At 64.4% G+C, this 21,007-nt stretch carries 14 protein-coding genes; 3 read left to right on the top strand and 11 right to left on the bottom strand.

Going from position 1 to position 21,007, the window contains the following annotated elements; genetic code table 11:
* Nucleotides 1–151 precede the first annotated feature (151 nt).
* The 6 genes from B4C31_RS06480 to B4C31_RS06455 all read right to left on the bottom strand — a co-directional run bounded on the left by B4C31_RS06480 (nt 152) and on the right by B4C31_RS06455 (nt 10,963).
* Nucleotides 152–1,627, bottom strand: a complete 1,476-nt coding sequence (locus B4C31_RS06480; RefSeq protein WP_291531810.1) for an ATP-binding protein — start codon at nt 1,625–1,627, stop codon at nt 152–154.
* A 337-nt stretch (nt 1,628–1,964) separates the two neighbouring features.
* Nucleotides 1,965–3,230, bottom strand: coding sequence for a threonine ammonia-lyase (gene ilvA, locus B4C31_RS06475; RefSeq protein ID WP_291531809.1), 1,266 nt, complete (start codon nt 3,228–3,230; stop codon nt 1,965–1,967).
* A gap of 161 nt (nt 3,231–3,391) precedes the next feature.
* The gene (locus B4C31_RS06470) at nt 3,392–5,221 is read right to left on the bottom strand and encodes an alpha-glucosidase (protein ID WP_291531808.1); all 1,830 of its coding nucleotides are present in this window, start codon (nt 5,219–5,221) and stop codon (nt 3,392–3,394) included.
* 469 nt (nt 5,222–5,690) lie between these two features.
* On the bottom strand, nt 5,691–8,048 hold the full coding sequence (locus B4C31_RS06465; RefSeq protein ID WP_291531807.1) for a Sip1-related alpha-galactosidase: 2,358 nt from the start codon (nt 8,046–8,048) through the stop codon (nt 5,691–5,693).
* Nucleotides 8,049–8,388: 340 nt separating this feature from the next.
* Nucleotides 8,389–10,065 (bottom strand): glycoside hydrolase family 13 protein, encoded by a 1,677-nt coding sequence (locus tag B4C31_RS06460; protein ID WP_291531806.1) that lies wholly within the window; start codon nt 10,063–10,065, stop codon nt 8,389–8,391.
* Between the two features lie 73 nt (nt 10,066–10,138).
* Nucleotides 10,139–10,963, bottom strand: a complete 825-nt coding sequence (locus B4C31_RS06455) for a carbohydrate ABC transporter permease (protein ID WP_033515482.1) — start codon at nt 10,961–10,963, stop codon at nt 10,139–10,141.
* A gap of 101 nt (nt 10,964–11,064) precedes the next feature.
* Between B4C31_RS06455 and B4C31_RS06450 the strand changes: the two genes are divergently transcribed.
* Nucleotides 11,065–11,190, top strand: a complete 126-nt coding sequence (locus tag B4C31_RS06450) for a hypothetical protein (RefSeq protein ID WP_291531805.1) — start codon at nt 11,065–11,067, stop codon at nt 11,188–11,190.
* A gap of 52 nt (nt 11,191–11,242) precedes the next feature.
* On the opposite strand, the gene B4C31_RS06445 is transcribed toward B4C31_RS06450, so the two are convergent.
* From B4C31_RS06445 to B4C31_RS06435, 3 genes are read right to left on the bottom strand one after another with little or no spacing between them, the layout of a single operon-like run.
* Nucleotides 11,243–12,112: a carbohydrate ABC transporter permease gene (locus tag B4C31_RS06445; protein WP_291531804.1), complete on the bottom strand. Its 870-nt coding sequence runs from the start codon at nt 12,110–12,112 to the stop codon at nt 11,243–11,245.
* Entirely contained in the window at nt 12,112–13,011 is a 900-nt protein-coding gene (locus tag B4C31_RS06440; RefSeq protein ID WP_193531420.1) for a carbohydrate ABC transporter permease, read from the bottom strand. The genes B4C31_RS06445 and B4C31_RS06440 overlap by 1 nt, the downstream gene beginning before the upstream one ends.
* Nucleotides 13,012–13,020: 9 nt before the next feature.
* The gene (locus B4C31_RS06435; RefSeq protein ID WP_291531816.1) at nt 13,021–14,319 is read right to left on the bottom strand and encodes an ABC transporter substrate-binding protein; all 1,299 of its coding nucleotides are present in this window, start codon (nt 14,317–14,319) and stop codon (nt 13,021–13,023) included.
* Between the two features lie 259 nt (nt 14,320–14,578).
* On the opposite strand from B4C31_RS06435, the gene B4C31_RS06430 reads away from it, so the two are divergent.
* Entirely contained in the window at nt 14,579–15,748 is a 1,170-nt protein-coding gene (locus B4C31_RS06430) for an ROK family transcriptional regulator (protein ID WP_033515588.1), read from the top strand.
* Nucleotides 15,749–15,790: 42 nt separating this feature from the next.
* Here B4C31_RS06430 and B4C31_RS06425 read toward each other — a convergent pair whose 3' ends face one another.
* Both B4C31_RS06425 and B4C31_RS06420 read right to left on the bottom strand, forming a co-directional pair.
* Complete coding sequence (locus tag B4C31_RS06425; protein WP_291531803.1) at nt 15,791–18,007, bottom strand: alpha-galactosidase; 2,217 nt, start codon at nt 18,005–18,007, stop codon at nt 15,791–15,793.
* 194 nt (nt 18,008–18,201) lie between these two features.
* A complete protein-coding gene (locus B4C31_RS06420; protein WP_291531802.1) occupies nt 18,202–18,654 on the bottom strand; it encodes a nucleoside deaminase in 453 nt (150 codons plus the stop codon).
* Between the two features lie 273 nt (nt 18,655–18,927).
* Here B4C31_RS06420 and B4C31_RS06415 point away from each other — a divergent pair, with 273 nt between their 5' ends.
* Nucleotides 18,928–21,003, top strand: coding sequence for a Na+/H+ antiporter (locus tag B4C31_RS06415; protein ID WP_291531801.1), 2,076 nt, complete (start codon nt 18,928–18,930; stop codon nt 21,001–21,003).
* Nucleotides 21,004–21,007: the final 4 nt, after the last annotated feature.

Raw genomic sequence — 21,007 nt, 5'->3', positions numbered from 1 at the left:
GCCGAACAGAAACGCAACGTGACTGGTCGCCGCAACGTATCCGGTTGCGGCGACACCAGCTCTTGAGTCAGATAGCAACCTTCCACGCATCCAAGCCGCGAATACACTCGACGAGATATGTACCGTCATGGGGTTGAAATCCTAAAGTCGGCTATTCCGCCGTGCGGTATGTCTGGCGGCGGCTAGCCGGCTTGTCCGGGATTCCCAGTTCAAGTAGTCCCCGTTCCACCAACGGATATACATAACGGTTCATCGCATATGCGGTGCTGACGATGCCCAGATGCTCGGCAATCTGGCTTCGCGTACGCGGCTCACTGCAGAAGTCCAGCACGTCCCGCTGCCTGGGCTCCAGATCGGAGCGACGAACGTTGGACTGAGGGGATTCCTTGCCGTCTGCGTGGTCTTGGGCGTTCAGCCGCAGCGTCACACGGAATTCGCCACGACGATTTTCAAATTCCGGCTCAGGCATTCCCGCCTCAGCCACCAAGCGACGAACGGTAGGAATGCCGGAATACCGGTTTTCGGTTTGCTTAAGCAGTTCCATCGCCGTCGCGATTACCGGATTCCTGGTATCCGGCTGCACTCGGCCAAGTTGATCGACAGTCAGCCGCCCATATAGACCTCCAGGATTGGTGATGACCAGACGGTCGGAGAACATTTGCACTTGTATAGGCATTCCTTGAGTATGGATGCTGTAATCTCTGTGGATCAGTGCATTTAATACCAATTCACGCACGGCCTCAATGGGATATTCCTCATGATCCACACGATTTCCGCTGACCGTATCGATGATTGTTTTGGCCCGCATATTGCGCCGAACAAAAGCAAGCGTTCCCTGGAGCTGTTCGGACAGCGTTCCCTCAATACGCATATTATCCACGAAACGCGCGCCCTCGACATCACCTTCTCCAGCCGTTGTACCGGGCAATCGTGTGGCAACAATCGAAACCTGAGGTAAGAACGCCTGTGGATACAATCCAAACAGCATCATTCCAGCCAATGTCGGGTGATTGTCCTTGACGATGCTCATCAATTCCAGCACCCGTTGCTGATCCATTCGAGCCAGATTCGGACGCCCATCCTTCAACGCAAGCGTATATCGCAACAGTTGATCACTGTCGAGATCGGCGACTGTCGCCCGGTCAACGGCCCGCAATTCGTCCTCATATTTTCGACGAAACGCCTCGTAGCTATACACCTCGTACTCGGTCATAGGCTCATCGGCATCTCCAACCCGCACATATGACCCGCGATAACGCCCTCGTCCTTCATAGAAACACGGCCGATCGGCGATGTCCAATGCCGGTATCTCGGCACTCACCACATTTCGATCATCAATTCGGCATACGGTGAAGACTGCTCGCACTTTCGGGTGCATCTGATTACACTGCTCGACAACGTGCTTCATCAGATCCTGGACGTCGTAGACTCCCACCACTTCGTAATCACGACGTTCATCCACCCCGAACACAATGATGCCGCCGTCATCCTGATTGGAAAAGCTGGATAATGTGTCATACAGGCGAGTCGGACACCCTTGTGCCGCAGCTTTCAACTCAATGATCTGCGATTCCGCATGATGCAGCTGAATCTTCTTCACCAGCTGTATGAGCTCAGTTTCTAACACGGCTCCACCTCATTCCACATCATGCTGTCATCATGTGATATCAATGTTGAAAGATACCAATGATTGTAGAATCAAATCAACATTTGATCAAAATCAATGCATACAATTGAATCCAGTGAACAAATCTTATAACAAATCTTGTAAGATTGACATAAAATAAATAAAAGAATGAAGACTTTTACTTAAATCTTGCAAGAATATGTTCAATGATTGCATTCAATTAATGAATGGTTGAATAAATGATTGAACATAGATGACCGTGTGGCGGCACGGGCGATGCCATACCGTCACAAGGTCTGATCTCGTTTTGTCGCGCGGAACGGGCGCCAGTATTCGCTCAGTAAATCCGCCGCGGCTGGTAGCCGGCCTCGCGCAGGGCGGCGAGGATGCGGTCGATATGGTCGGGGCCGTTGGTCTCCACGGTGACGCCGAGCGCCACGGCGTTCGCGTAGACGCCGCTGGCCTTGAACTGGTCGTGGTCCAGGGCGATGACGTTCGCACGCTCCTGCGCCAGGATGGTGGCCACCTTGACGAGCTGGCCCGGGGTGTCCGGCAGCTCGACCTCAAAGTTCATGATGCGCCCGCGGGCGATCATGCCCTTCTGGATGACCGCGCCGATGGTGACGGTATCGATGTTGCCGCCGGAGATGATCGGCACGACCACGTGCGGCCCGGGCGCGGAGGCGAACTTGCGCGAGCGCAGGTTCAGATGCTCCAGCGCCGCCAGGGACACCGCGCCCGCGGCCTCCACCACCAGCTTGTGCTTCTCCAGCATGAGCAGGATCATCTCGTTGATGTCGCGTTCGCTGACGGTGACCAGGTCATCCAGGAATTCGTTGAGCAGGGCGAAAGTCAGGTCGCCCGGACGCTTGACGGCCACACCCTCGGCCGAGGTGACCACCTGATCGGCAGCCACCACTCGGCCGGCGGCCAGCGAGTTCTTGAACGCGGGCGAACCCTCCGGAATCGCGCCGATCACCCGCACCTCGGGGCGGAAGGTCTTGACGGCGAGCGCCACGCCGGCACCCAGCCCACCGCCGCCCAGCGGCACGACGATGTCGGTGACGTCCGGCACGTCGTCCAGGATCTCCATCGCAATCGTGCCCTGGCCGCACAGCACCTCGTAGTCGTCGAACGGCGGCACGTACACCATGCCCTGCTTCTCGCTCAGCTCGGCGGCGTAGGCGGCGGCCTCGTCGAACACGTCGCCATGCAGCACCACGTCGGCACCGTAGGCCTTGGTGGCGTCGACCTTCAACGGCGGGGTGATCGTGGGCATCAGGATCGTGGCCTTCGCGCCGCGTTCGCGGGCGGCGTAGGCCACACCCTGGGCGTGGTTGCCGGCGGAGGCGGTGACGATGCCGCGGCCCAGCTCCTCTTCGCTCAGGGAGGCGATCTTGTTGTAGGCGCCGCGGATCTTGAACGATCCGGTGACCTGCAGGTTCTCGGGCTTGAGCAGTACCGTGTGGCCGGTCATCTCCGACAGGACCGGCGAAGGGATGATCTCCGTGTGCTTGGCTGTGCCGCTCAGGCGCTCGGCGGCGAGCTTCAGTTCGGCGGCGTGGTCGCGCTGCAATGCTTTGAGGACGTCTTTCTGTTCCATACACGGCATTGTAGGCGGGTGCGGCGAACCACGTCCGCCAGCGTCCATTTTCGTTGGGGCGAGTCCCGCATATACGCCAAGCGGCACATACCCCCGCGGGTGGGGGTATGTGCCGCGACAGGCGATTACCGACGAGCTCGAAGTCGTCGGGACCGAACCGGTCAGATACGGACGACGATGCCCTCCCACGGGGCCAACGTGCCGGCCTTGAGGGAGGCGACCGCGTGGGCGGCGTCATAGCCGTTGCCGGCGGGCGCGTCGTAAGTGTCGATCACCACCGCGTCGGCCGTGGGATCGGCCGGCAGCAGGGCGGCGGACTCGGCGGGCACGGCGGTCTCGTCGGCGGTCATGTTCACCATGACCAGCAGACGTTCGCCGCCGAGCGTGCGGGTGAACGCGTAGACCCGCTCGTCGTCGGCGTCGACCAGTTCCCAGTCGCCGGCGGCCACCACCGGGTTCTCGTGGCGCAGCGCGATGAGACGCTGGTAGAACGCGTACACTGAATCGGGGTCGTTGACCTCGGCGGCGGCGTTGATGGCGTCATGGTTCGGGTTGACCGAGATCCACGGCCTGACGGCGGCGTCCGCATCCATGAAGCCGGCATAGGCGGAATCGTCCCATTGCATCGGCGTGCGCGCATTGTCGCGGCTGCGCTTGGCGAACGCGTCCATGATCGATTCGGCGGTCTGCACCTGGGCCTCCTCCACACGCTGGCGGTAGGCGTTCAGGGTCTCCAGGTCGCGGTACTGGTCGAGGCGGGTGAAGTGGGCGTTGGTCATGCCCAGCTCCTCGCCCTGATAGATGTACGGGGTACCGCGGTGCATGTGCAGCATCAGGCCGATGGCCTTCGCGGAGCGCGGGGATTCGTCGCCCCAGCGGGAGGCGGGGCGCGGCTGGTCGTGGTTGCTGTCGAACAGGCTCGTCCAGCCGGCCTCATGTACGGCGCGCTGCTGGTCGCCCAGCGTCTGCTTGAGCGCGGTGAGTTTGAACGGCACGGGGTTCCACTTGGTGCCGTCGCAGTCGAAGTCCATGTGGGTGAACACGAAGAGCATGTCGAGCTCGCCGTTCTTCGGGTCGGTGATCACGCTGTTGCGCGCCGCGTCGATGCCCGGGGCCTCGCCCACGGTGATGAACCCGTCGCGGCCGGCGAACACCTCGCGGCGCATCTCCTGCAGGTATTCGTCCACGCGCGGCCCGTCGGAGCACCAGGGGAACGGCGACGAATAGCCCTCCTCGCCCACCGGGTAGTCCTCGATCAGGGAACCGTCCTCGCCAGGCAGCTTGCCGTTGGCGTCGTAGGTCTTGGAGATCTGGGTGATGACATCCATGCGGAAGCCGTCGATGCCGCGGTCCATCCACCAGTTCATCATGGCGTACACCGCATGGCGCACGTCCGGGTTCTCCCAGTTCAGATCCGGCTGCTTCTTGGAGTACTGGTGCAGGAAGTATTCGCCGCGCTGCTCGTCATACTGCCAGGCGGAGCCGCCGAAGTAGGAGCCCCAGTGGTTCGGTTCGGCACCGGGGGTGCCGGGCTCGTGGCCCTCGCGCGCGGGACGCCAGATGTACCAGTCGGCGTGCGGGTCGTTCTTATCGCGCGAAGCCTGGAACCAGGCGTGCTCGTCGGAGGTGTGGTTGACCACCAGGTCCATGATGATCTTCAGTCCGCGCTTGTGGGCTTCGGCCAGCAGCTCGTCCATGTCGGCGAGCGTACCGAACATGGGGTCGATGTCCTGATAGTCGGCGATGTCGTAGCCGTTGTCGTCCTGCGGGGATTTGAACACCGGCGACAGCCACAGCACGTCCACGCCCAGACCGGCCAGATAGTCCAGGCGCGAGGTGATGCCCTTGATGTCGCCCATGCCGTCGTTGTTGGAATCCTGGAAGCTGCGCGGATAGATCTGGTAGACGACCGCGTTCGCCCACCAGGGGTTCGGGGTCGCGCCGTTCGTACGCACCGAGTCGGGCAGTGCGGTACGCTGCGGAGTGGTCATAGGGTCCTTCCTTTCCTGCCAGCGGTTCCGCCACGAGCCCGCTGTGCCTGCCGATCTTGCGGCCGCCGCCGTGGATGGCGACGAACCGTTACGTCATCGATTGATTCCTGCTGCATTGCCCCGGGCGACCGTCGTGTTGCATACGCTTACATTCCAGACGTCCGGTATCGCACTCCCAGTATCCACCATCTTCAACAGGCCGTCAATCCCGCGTTTCCATACCATTTTCCGCAGGACAACGCCGTTTCGGCACGCATTGAAATCATGTAATCTCTGGTCATCGCACAGCCATTTTGAATACGCATACACTCCCTCCCGGCCGGCACCGGCCAACAGGCATGCGCCAGCGACAGTTCGGTGCCGCGCCGGCCGGCATCACGCCCACCGGCCAGCGCAACGCCCACCGGCAACCCGACAACCGGTGCCACGGCTGCTGACCGATACCGTCGGCCCACAGTCGGTATCCCGGTCATGCCTTCCAGTGGATATCCACCCTGGTATCGTCGCAGTCCGCCATGCACAACGCCCCGTTCCGATGTACGGGCACCGTCTCCCCGTCGCAACGCACGTCCACGCACCGCGCATCGGGATCCAGGAACGCGAATCGCCCCGGTTCCGCCAACCTCACCGTCATCGCCTCCGAACCGGACAGTTGATCACCGGTACCGATTCCGGAATCGTCGTCGGTGCCAACGGCGACCGTGGCGGGGGCCACGATCTTGTCGATCAACCCGAGCGGCATCACCGCCGCATCCCGCGGCCCATTCCACACGTAGTACAGCCGAGACTCGCCATACGCCAACAGCGGCCCGGCGTTCCCCTCATCAACGCTCGGGCGGAGCCGTTCCGCGGTCATCGCCTCCCGGTCCGCAACCCAGCGTTCGCCGCCGTCCGCGCATGCCGGCAGCCCCCGCAACGCCTCACGCAACCGGATCCGCTGCGACCGGTCGGGGTTCATCCCGACGAACGCCAGCAGCCGCCAGTCGCCGCACGTCGCGGTCACGCACCAGGCCGACTCCGTACACGTCGGATCGGCCAGCAACGCCGACGGCACCGGCACCGCGGCTGTATCCGGCCTGGGCACACGACCATCGCTCAACAGCAACGGGCCGAGCACGGCCGGATCGGTCCGCCCGGCGGCGTCCGAACAGTAGACCGGCCCCGCACTCAGCGCACGCATCAGCGCATGGGTCCGCGCATGCGGATGGCTGGTCCAGAACATGTCCCAATCGCAGCGGTACAACTCCCCCATCACCAGCGAGCAGTATGCGTTCTGCAGCAGGTGCTCGGCCAGGGACGCCGGGTCGTGCGGCAGGAAGTCGTCGCTGGTGCGGGTCACCGCGGAGACCGGCCTATGCCAGTAGCTCTCCGGCGCCATGCCCATGCAGTTGATCATCGCGCCGCCCATTTCGGTTTCGACCAGCCGGTCGAGCGCGGCATGGCGTTCGATCGTCGCCTCGCCATAGCTTTCCACGCCGCGGGTCATCGTGGACATGGAACTCTGCGAATCGATCTTGACGCAGTCGATGCCCATGTCCCTCAGCAGTGACAGCCATGTCGCCCAGAACATCGTCGCCTGCCGACGGCCGGGGCCGGGGATCAGGCAGCCGTTCGACGTCGCAGTCAGATGCTCGGCGCCGATCAGCGCCACCGCCTGTCCGTTCGATTCCAGGCCGCTCCAGTAGCCCTGGAACGCGGCCCAGACGCCGACGTGGCGCACGCCGTACCGCTCCCGCAGCAGATCGACGGTGTGCGCCAAACCGTGCGGGAACCGTTCGGGGTCCGCGTCAAGCCCGATCAATGTTTCGGCCTCGCGGTCGGTGCGCGACCAGCCGTCATCGATCATCACCCAGGACACGGGAACGCCCTTAGCACGGAACTCCTCCATCTTCTCGATGATCGCGGCCTCGCTGACGTCACGGCCGAGTGAGTCCCACGTACACCAGCCGAACCCGGACAGGGCTTCCGGCAGCGGCCGTCGGTCAACCGTGGCGATGCCGTTGCGACGCGCGCCGGCCGCGACACAGACGCGGATGACGGCGTACGGATCGGCGCCCTGCGCCACGTAGGCGACGGTGTCGGCGAGCGCGGTGCGTCCCGCGCGGTTGGAGGCGACGTTGAGCCGGAAACGGCCGTCGACGGACTCCTGTCCGTCGGATTCCGGCCTTATGCCGCCGTGCAGGTCGGCGCGGACATCATCGCCGCTGAACGCCATGACGGCGGTCCATGTTGCGGCGGGAGCAGGCTCATCGGTGTCCTGCTGCGGTTTGCCGCCCGCCAAGACGCCGCCCGTCGGCACGTCGGTCTTAGCCGCTGCGGGGAGGTCGCCACGTTCGTCGCTGCGCCACAGCACCAGCTGCGTGCGGGGCGGGATATCGGCGGGATTGGTGCACCATGCCGGGCGCATCCACCATTCCTTGTGCTGATACAGGCACAGCATCGGGCCATGCGGCGCAGGCCGGACGTCGAAGGTCACCTCAAGCGCGCAATCGGGGTTGAACGTGTCCTGCTCCTGGAATCGTTTGTCATAACCGTCCGGCTGCGGAACCGCGGCGTGCACGTCGATGCGCCACGTCGGACAATCCGCGTCGGGGCCGGGGCCCATGCCGAGGCCCGGGCCCAAGTCGGGGTTGGGGTCCGTGCTGGGGTCGGCGGAAATCCGGACCACATCGTCCAGCAGGGGTACGGCACGACCTGTGGCACCGCCGTAATATCGGGTTCCGTTGATCACCTGTGCGACCACCTGGTGAACAGCCACCGGGCAGTCTGCCGCCATACAGAGTTCGGCGGAGCTGGACGGGGAGTCCGGTACAACGATGTCGGGCATGGCGGTCTCCTTCGTCGGCTGACAGCGGCGCATACCGCCAGATTATCAACAGTTGAAGAGGTGGCGAAAACGGAGCCATTTGCGCAGAATTATCCACAGCGGCAATAAGTCAACAGTTAATAAACCGGTGCCAACGGGCCGGTTTACGCGCATAAGTCAACAGTTGCGATACACGGGACAGCCCCACGCCCAATAGCTGCGGCAATACACGGGGCCGACCGTACCACGCCCAACAGCGGCGGCACACGGGACCGGCCGCACCACGCCCAACAAGCTACGGCACAGATGACGGGGGGGCGCCGACGGCCGTGCGATCGGTCGTCAGCGCCCCGTCACCAGGTCAGGCCAGCCAGACGGCGGTTTCCGGAGGCAACGCTTCCATGGAGCCGCCGGGCACCCACCCCTCATCCGACGAGACCAGCACGGTGGCGTCCTCGGGCAGCGGCACACTGCGCTCGCCCGAGAAGTTCACCATCACGGTCATGCCGGAAGGCAGCCGCCAGGCCAGCAGGTCGGGTTCCTCGGCGGACAGGCCGTCCAGCCAGGTCATTGCGGTGTCCGCCCCGCGGGCCACCCAGGTCCGGCGCAACGCCACGGCCTCACGGTACAGCTCCAGCGTGGAGCCGTCGACCCCGTCCTGGGTGTCGGCCGCATAGTCGGCGAACCAGGCGGGCTGGGGCAGCCATGCGGCACCGGTGTCGTTGAACCCGAACGACGGGCCCTCCGCGGACCACGGCAGCGGCACGCGGCAACCGTCCCGACCCTTGAATCGGTGTCCGCTGCGTTCCCAGTTCGGGTCCTGCAGCTGGTCGGGCGTCAGCTCCAGATCCTCGGGCAGACCGAGCTCCTCGCCTTGGTAGATGAACGCGGTGCCGGGCAGGCCGAGCATGATCAGCGCGGCCGCACGGGCGCGACGCCATGCCGAGGCGGCGTCGATGACCGGATCAGTCCCGTTCGACGTCACCCACGCCTCCATGTCCGCACCGGCCGGCACCCCGAGCCGGGAGGCGACGCGCGGCACATCGTGGTTGCCGAGCACCCAGGTGGGCGCGGTGGCCGCCTGGCGGGCGCAATCGACGGTGCGTTCGATGATCGACCGGTAATCGTCGCGGTCCCAGACCGCCTTCTCCAACGAGAAATCGAAGACGGCACCCAGCTCGTCCTGCCGCGCGTACTGGAAGATGCGCGGGGTGAACGGCTGCCAGGACTCGCCGATCGCGTACTTGGCGGGCACGTACTCGTTGAACAGTTCGCGCCAGGCGCGGTAGATCGTGTGTACCTCGTCGCGATCCCAGATCGGGTCGGAGCCGTCGGCGGCCTGCGGGCCCATGACGTTCGGGTCCGGGCGGTCGCGCAACGGGTCGCGCAGGTCCTTGGCCAGACCGTGCGAAACGTCGATGCGGAACCCGTCCACACCCTTGTCGCACCAGAACCGCAGCACGCGCAGGAACTCCTCGCGGACCTCCGGGTTATCCCAGTTCAGGTCCGGCTGTTCCTTGGCGAACAGGTGCAGGTAGTACCAGCCGTCGCCGCAGGGCTCCCACGCGGAGCCGCCGAAGTTGCTCAGCCAGTTGGTCGGCGGCAGTTCGCCGTGGTCGCCGCGGCCGCGCCGGAACACGTACCGGTCGCGTTCCGGGGAGCCGGGGGCGGCGGCGATCGCCTCCTGGAACCACCGGTGCCGCTCCGACGTGTGGTTCGGGACGATGTCCACGATGACGCGGATGCCGCGGGCGTGCGCCTCGGCGACGAGCCGGTCGAAGTCGTCCATCGTGCCGAATCGGGGGTCGACGGCGCAGTAGTCGGCCACGTCGTACCCGCCGTCGGCCTGCGGCGAGGGGTAGAACGGGGAGAGCCAGACGGCGTCCACGCCGAGGGCGTTCAGATAATCGAGACGGGCGATGACGCCGTTCAGATCGCCGTCGCCGTCGCCGTCGCAGTTGGCGAAGGACCGCGGGTAGATCTGGTAGATGACGGCGTCGCGCCACCAGTCTCGCTGTTCGTCGATGGTCATAGTCATGCCTCACAATTCACGTTGCGTTGCGGCCGTCGAACGGGGATGCCGACGGCCGCAACACTTGGGCGGGATGCGGTCAGCCCTTGACGGAGCCTGCCAGCATCGCGCGGATGAAGTACCGCTGCAGGATGATGAACAGGATCATCGTCGGCGCCATGATAAGCAGCGCGCCCGCATTGAGCAGCACCACGTCGGTCTGGTACTGGCCCACGAAGGACTGCAGCGCGCCGGCCATCGTGCGCTTGTTCGGATCGTTGATGAGCACAACCGCCAGCAGGAACTGGTTCCAGGTGGACAGGAACGTCAGGATGCCGAGCGAGGAGAGCGCGGGCAGCGCCAACGGCAGCTGGATCGACACGAAGGTGCGCCAGTGGCCGGCGCCGTCGATGGAGGCGGCCTCCATCAGGTCGCGCGGCATCTGCTCGAAGTGCGAACGCATCCACATGATGCCGAACGGCATGTTCAGGCCGATCATCGGCAGGATGAGCGCCCAACGGGTATTGAGGATGCCCATCGCGTCCACCTCGTAGTACAGCGGGGTGACGAGCGTTTCGAACGGGATCGTCAGACCGATCATGAACAGCAGCATGATCAGGCCGCGACCCGGCACCTTGAGCTGGGCCATGGCGTAGCCGCCGAGCGCGGAGAACAGGATCACGGCCGGCACCACGCCGATCACCAGGATCAGGCTGGACTTGAGCAGCGGGGTGATGTTCGCGATGTTCCACGCGTCGATGAAGTTCTCCCAATGCGGGGCGGTGGTGAACTGGATGCCGGTGGGCATCGAGCCCTGCGGCTGGAGGGCCGCGGAGAGCATCGAGATGAACGGGATGATCGAGAAGATGATCGTCAGGGCGAGCACGAGGTTGCCGATCGTGCGCACGGACATGGACTGCTTCATCTCACTCCCCCTTACCCTGGACGAGCCGCTGCAGCGGGCCGACGACCAGCAGCACCAGCACCATCAGCACGATGGCGCAGCCCGCACGAGACATCGGGCGGATGGCGGCACGCCACGCGCTGAACCTCGTTGACGGCGGCACGCCGGATGCGACGACCATCGTCGTGCCGACCACGCTGGAGCCCGGCGGCACCGCCGGCCCGGCCCGCACGCCGGACAATAACTGAAAAGGGTGTTGGCGGGTTAACCGCCAACACCCTATAAGCACAGGACTGTCCGTTACTTGACCGCGCCCCTCATTACGCCACTGATGACCCACTTCTGGGCGAAGACGTACACGATGAGCACCGGGGCCATCGCCATCAGGTAGGAGGCGAACGCCATCGGATAGTTCGACGTGAACTGGCTCTGGAACACGTATTGCGCCAGCGGGATCGTCTGGTTGCCCTGATCGGTCAGCGTGATCAACGGCAGCAGGAAGTCGTTCCACGCCCACAGCACGGTCAGGATGGCGATCGTGGAGTTAATCGGGCCCATCAGCGGGAAGATGATGGTCCAGAAGATGCGCCAGGTGCTGGCGCCGTCCACGCGGGCGGCCTCCTCCAACGACACCGGGATCGAGCGGATGAAGCCGATGGCGATGAACAGGTTGGTGCCCAGGCCCAGGATGGTGTACAGCAGCATCAGTCCGAGCTGGTTGTCCAGATGCAGCGAACCCATCTGATGCGCGATCGGCAGCATGATGACGGTGAACGGCACGAACATCATGGCTAGGAAGAAGTAGTACAGGAAGCGGAAGAACCGCTTGTCCATGTTCCGGGCCACCGCATACGCCACGAACGTGTTCGTCAGCAGCGTCAGGCAGACGGCCACCACGGTGATGATCGCCGAGTTGAGCGCCGCCTTCGGGTAGTCGATGTAGTTCCACGCGTCGGCGAAGTTATGCCATTCCCAGGTGGTCGGCAGGCTGAACGTGCCGGCCTCGGCCGGCGTCTTCAGCGCGGTGACGATCGTGAAGTACAGCGGGATGAGGATGGTCAGCGAGAACACGGCCACCACCGCGGTCAGCCACCAGTTGATCTTGTGGTCCTTGCGGAAACCCTCCCGCTTGGTGTATGCCCTCTTGGGCGACTTCGTTGTGCTGGTCATCAGATCTGCTCCTTGCCGCTGAAGAACTTCAACTGGATGAATGCGAGGATGGCCAGGACGATGAAGAACGTCACGGCGTTGGCCATCTGGTACGAGTACTCGCCGTTGCCCAGACCGTTCGAGAAGATGAGGTACGAAACCGTTTCGGTCTTGGAATCCGGGCCGCCACCGGTCAGGGCCACGACCTGGTCGAACATGCTCAGCGAGTTCTTCAGGCTGAGCACCATGTTGATCGTGAAGAAGGGGCCGATCAGCGGGAACGTGATCAGCCAGAACCTCTGCCAGGCGTTCACGCCGTCGATGTCGGCCGCCTCATAGACCTCGGTGTCGATGGTCTGCAGGCCGGCCAGGTACAGCAGCGTGGAGTAGGCCACGCCCTGCCAGATTGACAGGAACGCGATCGGGAACCACGCCAGGTCCGGGTTGGTCAGCAGCGACGTGGACAGCCAGTCGATGCCGAGCGCCTGACCGATCTCGGGGATCGGGACCATGAAGATGTACTTGAACACGTAGCCGATGACCAGCACGGCCAGCATGTACGGTACGAAGAAGAGCGCGCGGAACCCGTTCTTGAACGCGATCTTCGAGTTGAGCAGCACCGCCAGGAACAGGCCGAGGAAGTTCTGCCCGATGGTGATCACCACCGCCATCACGATGGTGAAGATGTACGCGTTGCCCACACGGCTGTCGGAGAACATCGCGATGAAGTTCTTCAGACCGATGAAGTCCCAGGTGCCGTATCCCTGCGAGTTGGTGAGCGAGTAGAACGCGCCCTGCAGGAACGGCCAGTACAGGAAGATCGCGACCAGGATCGCCGCGGGCACGGTCATCCAGTAGAACGCCGGATCGACCTTGCGGGTGGAGTACCGGCTGACCTTGTTCTTTGTTGCCTTTGCCATTGTTGTCTCCTACCTGAAGTTACGGGCCTGGACCTTGTCGTACTCGGTCTGCATCGAGTTGAGGAACTGGTCGACGTTGCCGGTGTTCACCAGCGTCTGCAGGAAGCCGGCGATGTTGATCGACGAGGACATGTAGTGGTCGCAGAAGTCGGTGATCCGGTTCTCCTCGAAGAACGACAGCACGGTCTCCAGCGCCGGTTCGCCCACGTAGGTCTCCTTGAGCGGGCCGAATGCGGACTGCGCATCGCAGTAGTCCTCGAGCGTCTTCTCCTCCATCAGGAAGTCCACGAACTCGCGGGCCTCGTCGTAATGGTCGGTGTGCGCGCCAATGGTCAGCATCACGTCGTCGCCGGCGGTCAGCTTCTGCTCGTCCGCGTCGTCGGTGGCCGGCATCTGCGCGAAGACCAGCTCCATATCCGGGTTGATCAGCCGCACCTGCGGGATGGCGTAGGTGCCCAGCGGCAGGGTGGCCGCCTTGCCGTTGGCGAAGTCCTGCGTGGCCTGCTGGTAGGTGACCGACGGGTTGGTCTGCGTGTAGTTCTGGAAGATCTCGACGAGCTTCTCGCTCACCGGCCGCCACAGGTCACCGAAGGTCTTCGTGCCGTCCTTGATGTTCTGGTATTCGCTCTCCGGCACCAGTGTGGAGTTCAGCGACGACAGCGGCGCCTGCAGGGTCCATGCCTCGGCCATCGACGCCTCCACCGGGGTGATGCCGGCGTCCTTGAACGTCTGGAGCGCGTCCAGATACTCCGACCAGGTGGTGGGGGGGTTGTACGGGTCCAGACCGACCGACTCCCACAGCTCCACGTTGATGATGTATCCGGAGGCGTTGCCCGCGTACGGGATCGCGTACAGGCGCTTGCCGTCCGGGTCGTCGGTCTGCACGAGGTTCTTGGCGATCTCGACCATGCCCTCGTTCAGCTCGTCGACGATCGGATCGTCGGTGAAATCATGGAACACGCCGGCCTCGGCCAACAGACCGTAGTTGATGTCGCCGTTGATGGTGATCACATCCGGCTCGCGGTCCTTGACTAGACGGGTGCGCAGATCGGTGACCGCGTTCGGGGAGTTGTTCACCGTGATCTTGATGTTCGGGTGCGTCTCCTCGAATTCGCGCGCCTTCTGCGTGAACCAGTCGCTGGCTTCGGTCTTGTACTGGAAGAAATCAATCGTCACCGTGCCAGCATCAGCCGCACCACATCCCGCAAGGGATGCGCCCAACGCGACCGCAACGGCGGCTCCGGCGAGGCGACGCGGCCAGCGCGATGCCGGGTGTTGCCGTCCCGGCTCCGCGGCGGACCACCGCATCGTACGGAAAACAGGTTGCATTATCGACTCCTTTATCCTCATGTCCCGGCCAGGGCATCGTTACCCTGTCCCGTGTTCAACGTTGCCACCCCGGCTTTTTCATTCCCAGTCTTGGCGTGCCCACCACCAATCCGCAACAAAATGGACCGTCATTTCTTTCAGACGGAAAGAAAATACCTATACTGGTAATCAGCACACACGTCAGAGGGGATTTATGGACACCAACCTCAGCCGCACAGACCGAACCGACCTCCACGTCATGGAGTTCCCCCACTGGTTCCACCGGTCGGACCACACCCACCGCGTCGCCGCCGCCATCCTCAAGCACGGGCCGATCGCCCGGACCACGCTGGCCCAGGACCTGGGGCTGTCCCAAGGCGCACTGTCGCGCATCACCAGCGACCTGATCTACGACGGCGTCGTCGAGGAGTCCTCCACGGAACCCGACGGAGCCGCCGAGCCACGCGAGCGGCGCGGCAGACCGCAGACCGCGCTGCGCATCCGTCAGAACGCGCGCACCTTCGTCGGCGTCAAGATCAACGCGCACCTGGCCACCGCGGTCGCCATCGACGCGCGCAGCATCATCGTCTCACGCCCGCACAGCCACGCGATCGCAGAACAGACGCCTGACGTCCTGGCTCATACCGTCGCCGAACTGGTGACCGCATGCACGGCCGATCTGGCGGATGCGCACCTGCCAACGCCGACGGCCATCGGCATCGCCGTCGGCGGCCATATCGTAGACGACACCATCGTGACCTTCGCGCCGTTCCTGCACTGGGAGGGGCGGATACCGTTCGCCGCACTCGTCGAGCAGTCGACCGGACTGCCCACGCGCCTGTACAACGACATCGACTCGCTGCTCGTCGACGCCTGCTGGTTCGGCGGCGGCGTGGGGTATGACAACTTCGCGATCCTCACCATCGGGACCGGCATCGGCTATTCGCTGGCCTTCCACGGCACGCCGATCAACTACCCCGACAAGACATACGGTCTGGCCGGACATATCCTGATCGACCCGGACGGCCCCCGCTGCGTGTCAGGGCACCGCGGCTGCGCGCAATGCCTGACCAGCGACTCCATTGCGGAGGAATACTCGCAGATGATCGGCAAGGCCGTCACCTTCGACGACTTCGGTCGCGATGCCCGAGCGGGACGGGCGCTGGCCACCAGACTGGTGAACCGCACCTGCTTCCGGCTGGGCACGCTGATCGCCGCCATCGCCAACCTGGCCATGCCGGACAAGGTGATGATCGCCGGCGAGTCCGCGTTCATCGCCCGGTTGGGCACCGACGCCATCCGCGACGGCATCAACAACTACCGGCACAACCAGAGCGCCCCGGTGGTCTTCGAGATCATCGACCACGATTGGGCGCTCTGGGCCAAGGCGGCGGCCAGCCGCGTCCTCATCCGCTACATCGAACGCTGACGCGGTCGCCAAGACCGCGAAGGCATCCTGCGCGGGCCGTGTTCACTGCTTCACGGCAGTGAACAGCACGGCCTGAGCAGGATGCAGGGACGGCGGACGGATGCCGTAGGTCTGCAGCGCGCGGCCGGTCAGGCACACGCCGTCGTCGTCCCACCAGCCGAGCGGCGACTGGCCGTTGGTGATGTCGAGACTCTGCCCGTCGGTGACGTTGAGCTTCAACTCGCGGTTCATGTCCAGCGGCGTCACCCGGTACACCGCATCCGGATCCAAGCCGGGCAGACGCACCGGAGCGGCCGGATAGGTCTGCGATGTGGTCAGCTGAGTGAACCGGTACACGGCGCGGGCCTTGTCGGCGCTGACCACGCCGTCCAGACGGACCGCGGGATCGCCTTCGTCGCCATGCACCACCGTGCCGGTGGCGAAATCGGCGCGATGACGCTTGTACTCGGCCACCCACACGCCCAGCTTGTCCAGGTCGGCCTGCGGCTCCTTCAGCAGGTTCCACTCAATGCCCATATGCCCGAAGAACGCCATGGCCATGCGCATCTCCTGGCTCGTGCTGCGATGCGTGGAATGCGCGGGGCTGGCACCCACATGCTCGCCGATCATCTCAGGCGGAACCAGCAGCGACGTGTAGCGCTGGATGTCGGCACGCTCCACCGGGTCCACGCAGTCGGAGGCCCAGATGCGGTCCGCCACCTCCAGGATGCCCAGATCCACGCGACCGCCGCCCGACGAGCAGCTCTCGATCTCCAGACCGGGGTGGGCGGCCTTCAGATCACGGAAGATGCGGTAGACGGCCAACGTCTGCTCGTGCACGGCGGGACGCGCGTTCTCCGGCGAGAACGCCTCGGTGACCAGCTTGTTGTGGTCCCACTTGATATAGTCGATGCCCAACTTGTCGACCAGCTTGTCCATGCAGCCGTACACGTAGTCGTAGGCCTCCGGGTTGGTCAGGTCAACGACCTGCTGGCAACGGCCCTGCATCGGCAGGCGGTTGGCCGTGGGCTTGAGCACCCAATCCGGATGGTTGCGGAACATCTCGGAATCCGGGTTCACCATCTCCGGTTCGAACCACAGGCCGAACTGCATGCCCTTGCCATGCACGTAATCGGCGAGCGCCTTGAGGCTCTTCGGGCCTTCCGGCCACACCTCCTGGGCGATCTGCCAGTCGCCCAGACCGGAGGTGTCGTCGCGACGGGAGCCGAACCAGCCGTCGTCCACCACGAAACGCTCCACGCCGCTGTCGGCGGCCTTGTCGGCGAGCGCGACCAGCGTGTCATAGTTCTGGTCGAAGTACACGGCCTCCCAGGTGTTGAGGATCACCGGACGCGGCTTGATGGCCATCTCGGGATGGCAGGAGCGCACATACCGGTGGAAGCGGGAGGCGACCTCGTTCAGGCCGTCGCCGTACGCGCCATACACCCACGGCGTCTCGTATGCGGCGTTGTGAGGCAACGTCACCTCGCCACCGAACAGGATCTCCCCGCCGCCGATCACGGGCTGCGTATAGGGCAGACGTTCGGCGGACAGCAGGCTGTTACCACTCCATGCCACATGCGTGGAGTACACCTCACCGTGTTCGAATCCGAATCCGGGGGCGCCCACGGTCAGCAGCAACGAGGCGTCGAAGTCGGGGCGGCCTGCCACGTAGGTGCGCTGGAACCGGCCGATGGTCAGCGGCTGGCGCTGCGGGGAACGCTCGCGCAGGTGGTGGCCGGTGGTGGTCAGGATCTCGGCGGCCCAGCCGGGGACGGCGAAGCCGAGTTCGACCTTGCCGATTTCCAGTTCGCCGTAGGCCAGGTTGCGGATGGCTGCACGCTGGCGGAGCAGACCGGAGGGGTCGAGCTCCATCGTCCAGGTCAGGGCCACCTGCTGTTCGGCGTCCTCGGCGGTCACAGTGACGGCGGGGCGATTGCCCTCGGTCAATGTGGTGTCGGTTACGGTGAACCGGCAGAACACCTCCACGCCGTCGCGGCGCAGCGTCAGGCGCGGCTCGCCGATCCAGGACTCCGCCTGGGTCGGCAGCACGCTCGGCCACGGCGTGTAATCAAGCGCGCCGGACACGCGCTGGGGGCGCAGGGCGTCGGCGGCGTCAACAACCGTTTCGGGGTGGGTCATGGGGCGGCCCCAGTACACCAGTCGCGGCAGCTCCCCTTCGGGGAACGCCAGCGCGAACGCCACGCCGGCTTCGGGCTGCTCCGCATACACCGCAACCACGGCGGCGGATTCATTGGACAATGCAACGATGCGCGCCATTGCACCACTCCTTCATGGGTTGGATCGGTTGGTCGATGGTTCCGATGGTAGAGCGAACGGCTTTATTTGACCGGCAACGGAGTGTTTTAAGTTTTGGAAAAAAATAAGGGTTCGCACTACCTCGACTTACAACAACCACAGTGGCGGAATTTCAACCCTCGCCATCTGATACCGCGAGGTAGTGCGAACCGCCCTCAGCGACGGGCCGCAAAAAACTCCCCCAGAAGGGCCGCGCACTCCCCCTCCCGGACGCCGCCGATGACCTCGGGGCTGTGGCCGATGTGCGGATCACGCGGGATATCCCACACCGAGCCACAGGCACCCAGCTTGGCGTCCCACGCGCCGAACACGATGCGTCCGATATGCGTCTGCAGGCAGGCACCCGCACACATCGGGCATGGCTCCAGCGTCACGACCAGCGTACAATCGGCCAGATTCCATGCCCGACGGGCATCGGCTGCGGCCTGTTGCATCGCCAGCACTTCGGCGTGGGCCAACGGATCGCCGTTGTCCTCACGCCGGTTCCGCCCCTCGCCGATCACGCGGCCCTCGGCGTCGAGCACCACGGCGCCCACCGGCACATCGCCCTCGGCCGCGGCCTGCTGCGCGAGCGCCAGTGCACGTCCCATCGCCTCGTCATTCGTCATGCCGTCCAGTCTAACGGCCGCCCGGAGTGCCGCCCCGCGACGGAACACGTACCGAACACGGTCGGGCACCGTCGCCGGCCACACCCACACCCTCCGCGCAGACGCCGGCTGCCGAGTTGGTGACAGTTGGCCAGCCGACCGCCACCGGCCACGGCTACACCCATCCGCACAGGCTTCGCCCTACACAATCGGCGGGTTTTCCTACGATGAGTAATAAGCGGCGTTCGCGCCCGGCCACGACCCATCGGCCACCGCCGCGCAGAGAGGAGCACCATGGATACGTTCACCCTGATTCTCTGTGTGTTGGCCGCGGTGGTGCTCTCCTCGTTCCTGAGCCGGTTCCTGCCGAAGATCTCCACGCCGCTGGTGCAGATCGCGCTCGGCGTGCTGGCCACCTATCTGCCGTTCTTCCCCGACACCGAGCTCGATCCTGAACTGTTCATGGTGCTGTTCATCGCGCCCTTGCTGTATCTGGAGGCGCATGAGATCGACAAGTCGGCGTTGTTCAAGTCGCTGAAGATCTCGCTGTCGCTGGCCATCGGGCTGGCGATTGCCACCATGGTGGCCGTGGGGTTCACCGTGCACACGTTCTGGCCGGCGATTCCATTGGCCGCGGCTTTCGCGCTCGGCGCCGCGCTGGGGCCGACCGATGCGGTGGCAGTCAGTTCGCTGGGAAAGGAGGCGGCCCTGACCCAACGCCAGCTCAGCGTGCTCAAGGGCGAATCGTTGTTCAACGACGCCTCCGGCATTGTGGGATTCCAGTTCTCGATTCTGGCCGCGGTGACCGGCGTGTTCTCGGTCGGCGAGGCGGCCGGCGAATTCGTGGTCTCGTTCATCGGCGGCACGCTGGTCGGCTTGGCCGTGGGTCTGGTGGTCAACTGGTTGTTCGAGACGATTCGCTCGCTGGGTTGGGAGACCACCACCACGCGCATCCTGATGGAGCTGTTCCTGCCGTTCCTGCTGTATCTGGCGGCGGAGGACATCGCCCACGTCTCCGGCATCCTGGCGGTGGTGGCCTGTGGGCTGCTGGTCCGGTTCGACCATACCGGCATCGGCCCGAACGTGGCGCGCACCAACATCGTCTCCTCCAGTGTGTGGGCGGTGCTCTCGTTCAGTCTGAACGGCGCGGTGTTCATCCTGCTGGGCATGCTGCTGCCGGATGCGATGAGCCGCAGCTGGGAGGATCCGGGCGTCAGCAATCCGATGCTGATCTCGGTGATTCTGCTGGTGGCGCTGGTGGTGATCGTCATGCGTTTCCTCTGGGTGGCGGCGATGCTGCGCATCACCAAGGACCAGCACACCGGCAAACGCCGACGCATGACGGCCGAACGCTGGCGGTCCGCCGCCGTGATGACGTTCGGCGGGCCGAAGGGCACGATCACGCTGTCCCTGATGCTGACCATCCCGTTCTTCACATCGTCCGGCGACCTGTTCCCGATGCGCGACGAGCTGATCTTCATCGCCTCCGGCGTCATCATCGTCACGCTGTTGCTGGCGAACTTCCTGCTGCCGCTTATCGCGCCGAACCACGGCGCGGACGATTCGCACGAGATCACCGAGATCACCATCGACGTGCTGCGGCGCACCGTGGAGGAGCTGACCCAGCGCATCACCCCGGAGAATCGACGCGCGGTGCTGATGGTCATCGACTCGTACACCAAGCGCATCACCCGACTCAAGCAGCGCATCGGCGGCGTGGATCCGCACGGCTTCGAGCAGCTGCAGATCGACGCACTGTACTGGGAGAAGGACTTCATCAAGGAACGGCTGGCCACGCTGCGGGCGCAGCCCTCCCCCGACGACCACGAGCGGGATCTGGCCATCGAGGCCTGCGAACGCATGCTCGATCAGATCATGGACACCCTGCGTCATGCGGCCGACCACGATTTCTCGGGGCACGCGGTCTCCCAGATCCGTGGACGCGTGCGCGCCCTGCAACGCCGCACGGAGGCGCTCACCCGCCGCGTCATCAGCAAGATCCAACGCACCACGCCGTTGCTCAGCGAGGATGAGGTGACCGAGCGCGTACGCACGCTGCAGGTCGAGGCCATCGAGCACGTCATCAATCGCCTGTACGACGAAATCCGCGGCACCAGGTACAGCACCGAGCACTGTTCGCTGCTGCTGCTCGACTACCGGCGCGCGGAGGCCACGCTCCGGGCGCGGCCGAGCGTCGGCGCCGGCGCGGCCGCGTTCACGATGGCCGATGATGTCAAACGCGAGAGCTACGGCATCGAGATGGGCATCATCCAGGACATGTTCGAGACGGGCGACATCACGCGCGCGCAGGCCCGCGCACTGCGCCGCAACGTGTACGTGATGAGCGTGGACGCCGACGCCAGCCTCTGAGCGG

It is taken from the genome of Bifidobacterium sp. UBA4282 (genome assembly GCF_002394995.1).
GTDB classification, from domain to species: Bacteria; Actinomycetota; Actinomycetes; order Actinomycetales; family Bifidobacteriaceae; genus Bifidobacterium; species Bifidobacterium pullorum_B.
Note: the sequence above shows the minus strand (reverse complement) of the source record. Positions and strands in the feature narration are given on the sequence as shown.

Bases quoted from the DNA above. Each gene is read 5' to 3' on its own strand.
- B4C31_RS06420 (WP_291531802.1), bottom strand. From the start codon at position 18,654: ATGACGAATGACGAGGCGATGGGACGTGCACTGGCGCTCGCGCAGCAG.
- B4C31_RS06445 (WP_291531804.1), bottom strand. From the start codon at position 12,112: ATGACCAGCACAACGAAGTCGCCCAAGAGGGCATACACCAAGCGGGAG.
- B4C31_RS06435 (WP_291531816.1), bottom strand. From the start codon at position 14,319: ATGCGGTGGTCCGCCGCGGAGCCGGGACGGCAACACCCGGCATCGCGC.
- B4C31_RS06425 (WP_291531803.1), bottom strand. From the start codon at position 18,007: ATGGCGCGCATCGTTGCATTGTCCAATGAATCCGCCGCCGTGGTTGCG.
- B4C31_RS06465 (WP_291531807.1), bottom strand. From the start codon at position 8,048: ATGCCCGACATCGTTGTACCGGACTCCCCGTCCAGCTCCGCCGAACTC.
- B4C31_RS06460 (WP_291531806.1), bottom strand. From the start codon at position 10,065: ATGACTATGACCATCGACGAACAGCGAGACTGGTGGCGCGACGCCGTC.
- B4C31_RS06455 (WP_033515482.1), bottom strand. From the start codon at position 10,963: ATGAAGCAGTCCATGTCCGTGCGCACGATCGGCAACCTCGTGCTCGCC.
- B4C31_RS06440 (WP_193531420.1), bottom strand. From the start codon at position 13,011: ATGGCAAAGGCAACAAAGAACAAGGTCAGCCGGTACTCCACCCGCAAG.
- ilvA (WP_291531809.1), bottom strand. From the start codon at position 3,230: ATGGAACAGAAAGACGTCCTCAAAGCATTGCAGCGCGACCACGCCGCC.
- B4C31_RS06430 (WP_033515588.1), top strand. From the start codon at position 14,579: ATGGAGTTCCCCCACTGGTTCCACCGGTCGGACCACACCCACCGCGTC.
- B4C31_RS06415 (WP_291531801.1), top strand. From the start codon at position 18,928: ATGGATACGTTCACCCTGATTCTCTGTGTGTTGGCCGCGGTGGTGCTC.
- B4C31_RS06450 (WP_291531805.1), top strand. From the start codon at position 11,065: ATGGCGGCACGCCACGCGCTGAACCTCGTTGACGGCGGCACGCCGGAT.
- B4C31_RS06470 (WP_291531808.1), bottom strand. From the start codon at position 5,221: ATGACCACTCCGCAGCGTACCGCACTGCCCGACTCGGTGCGTACGAAC.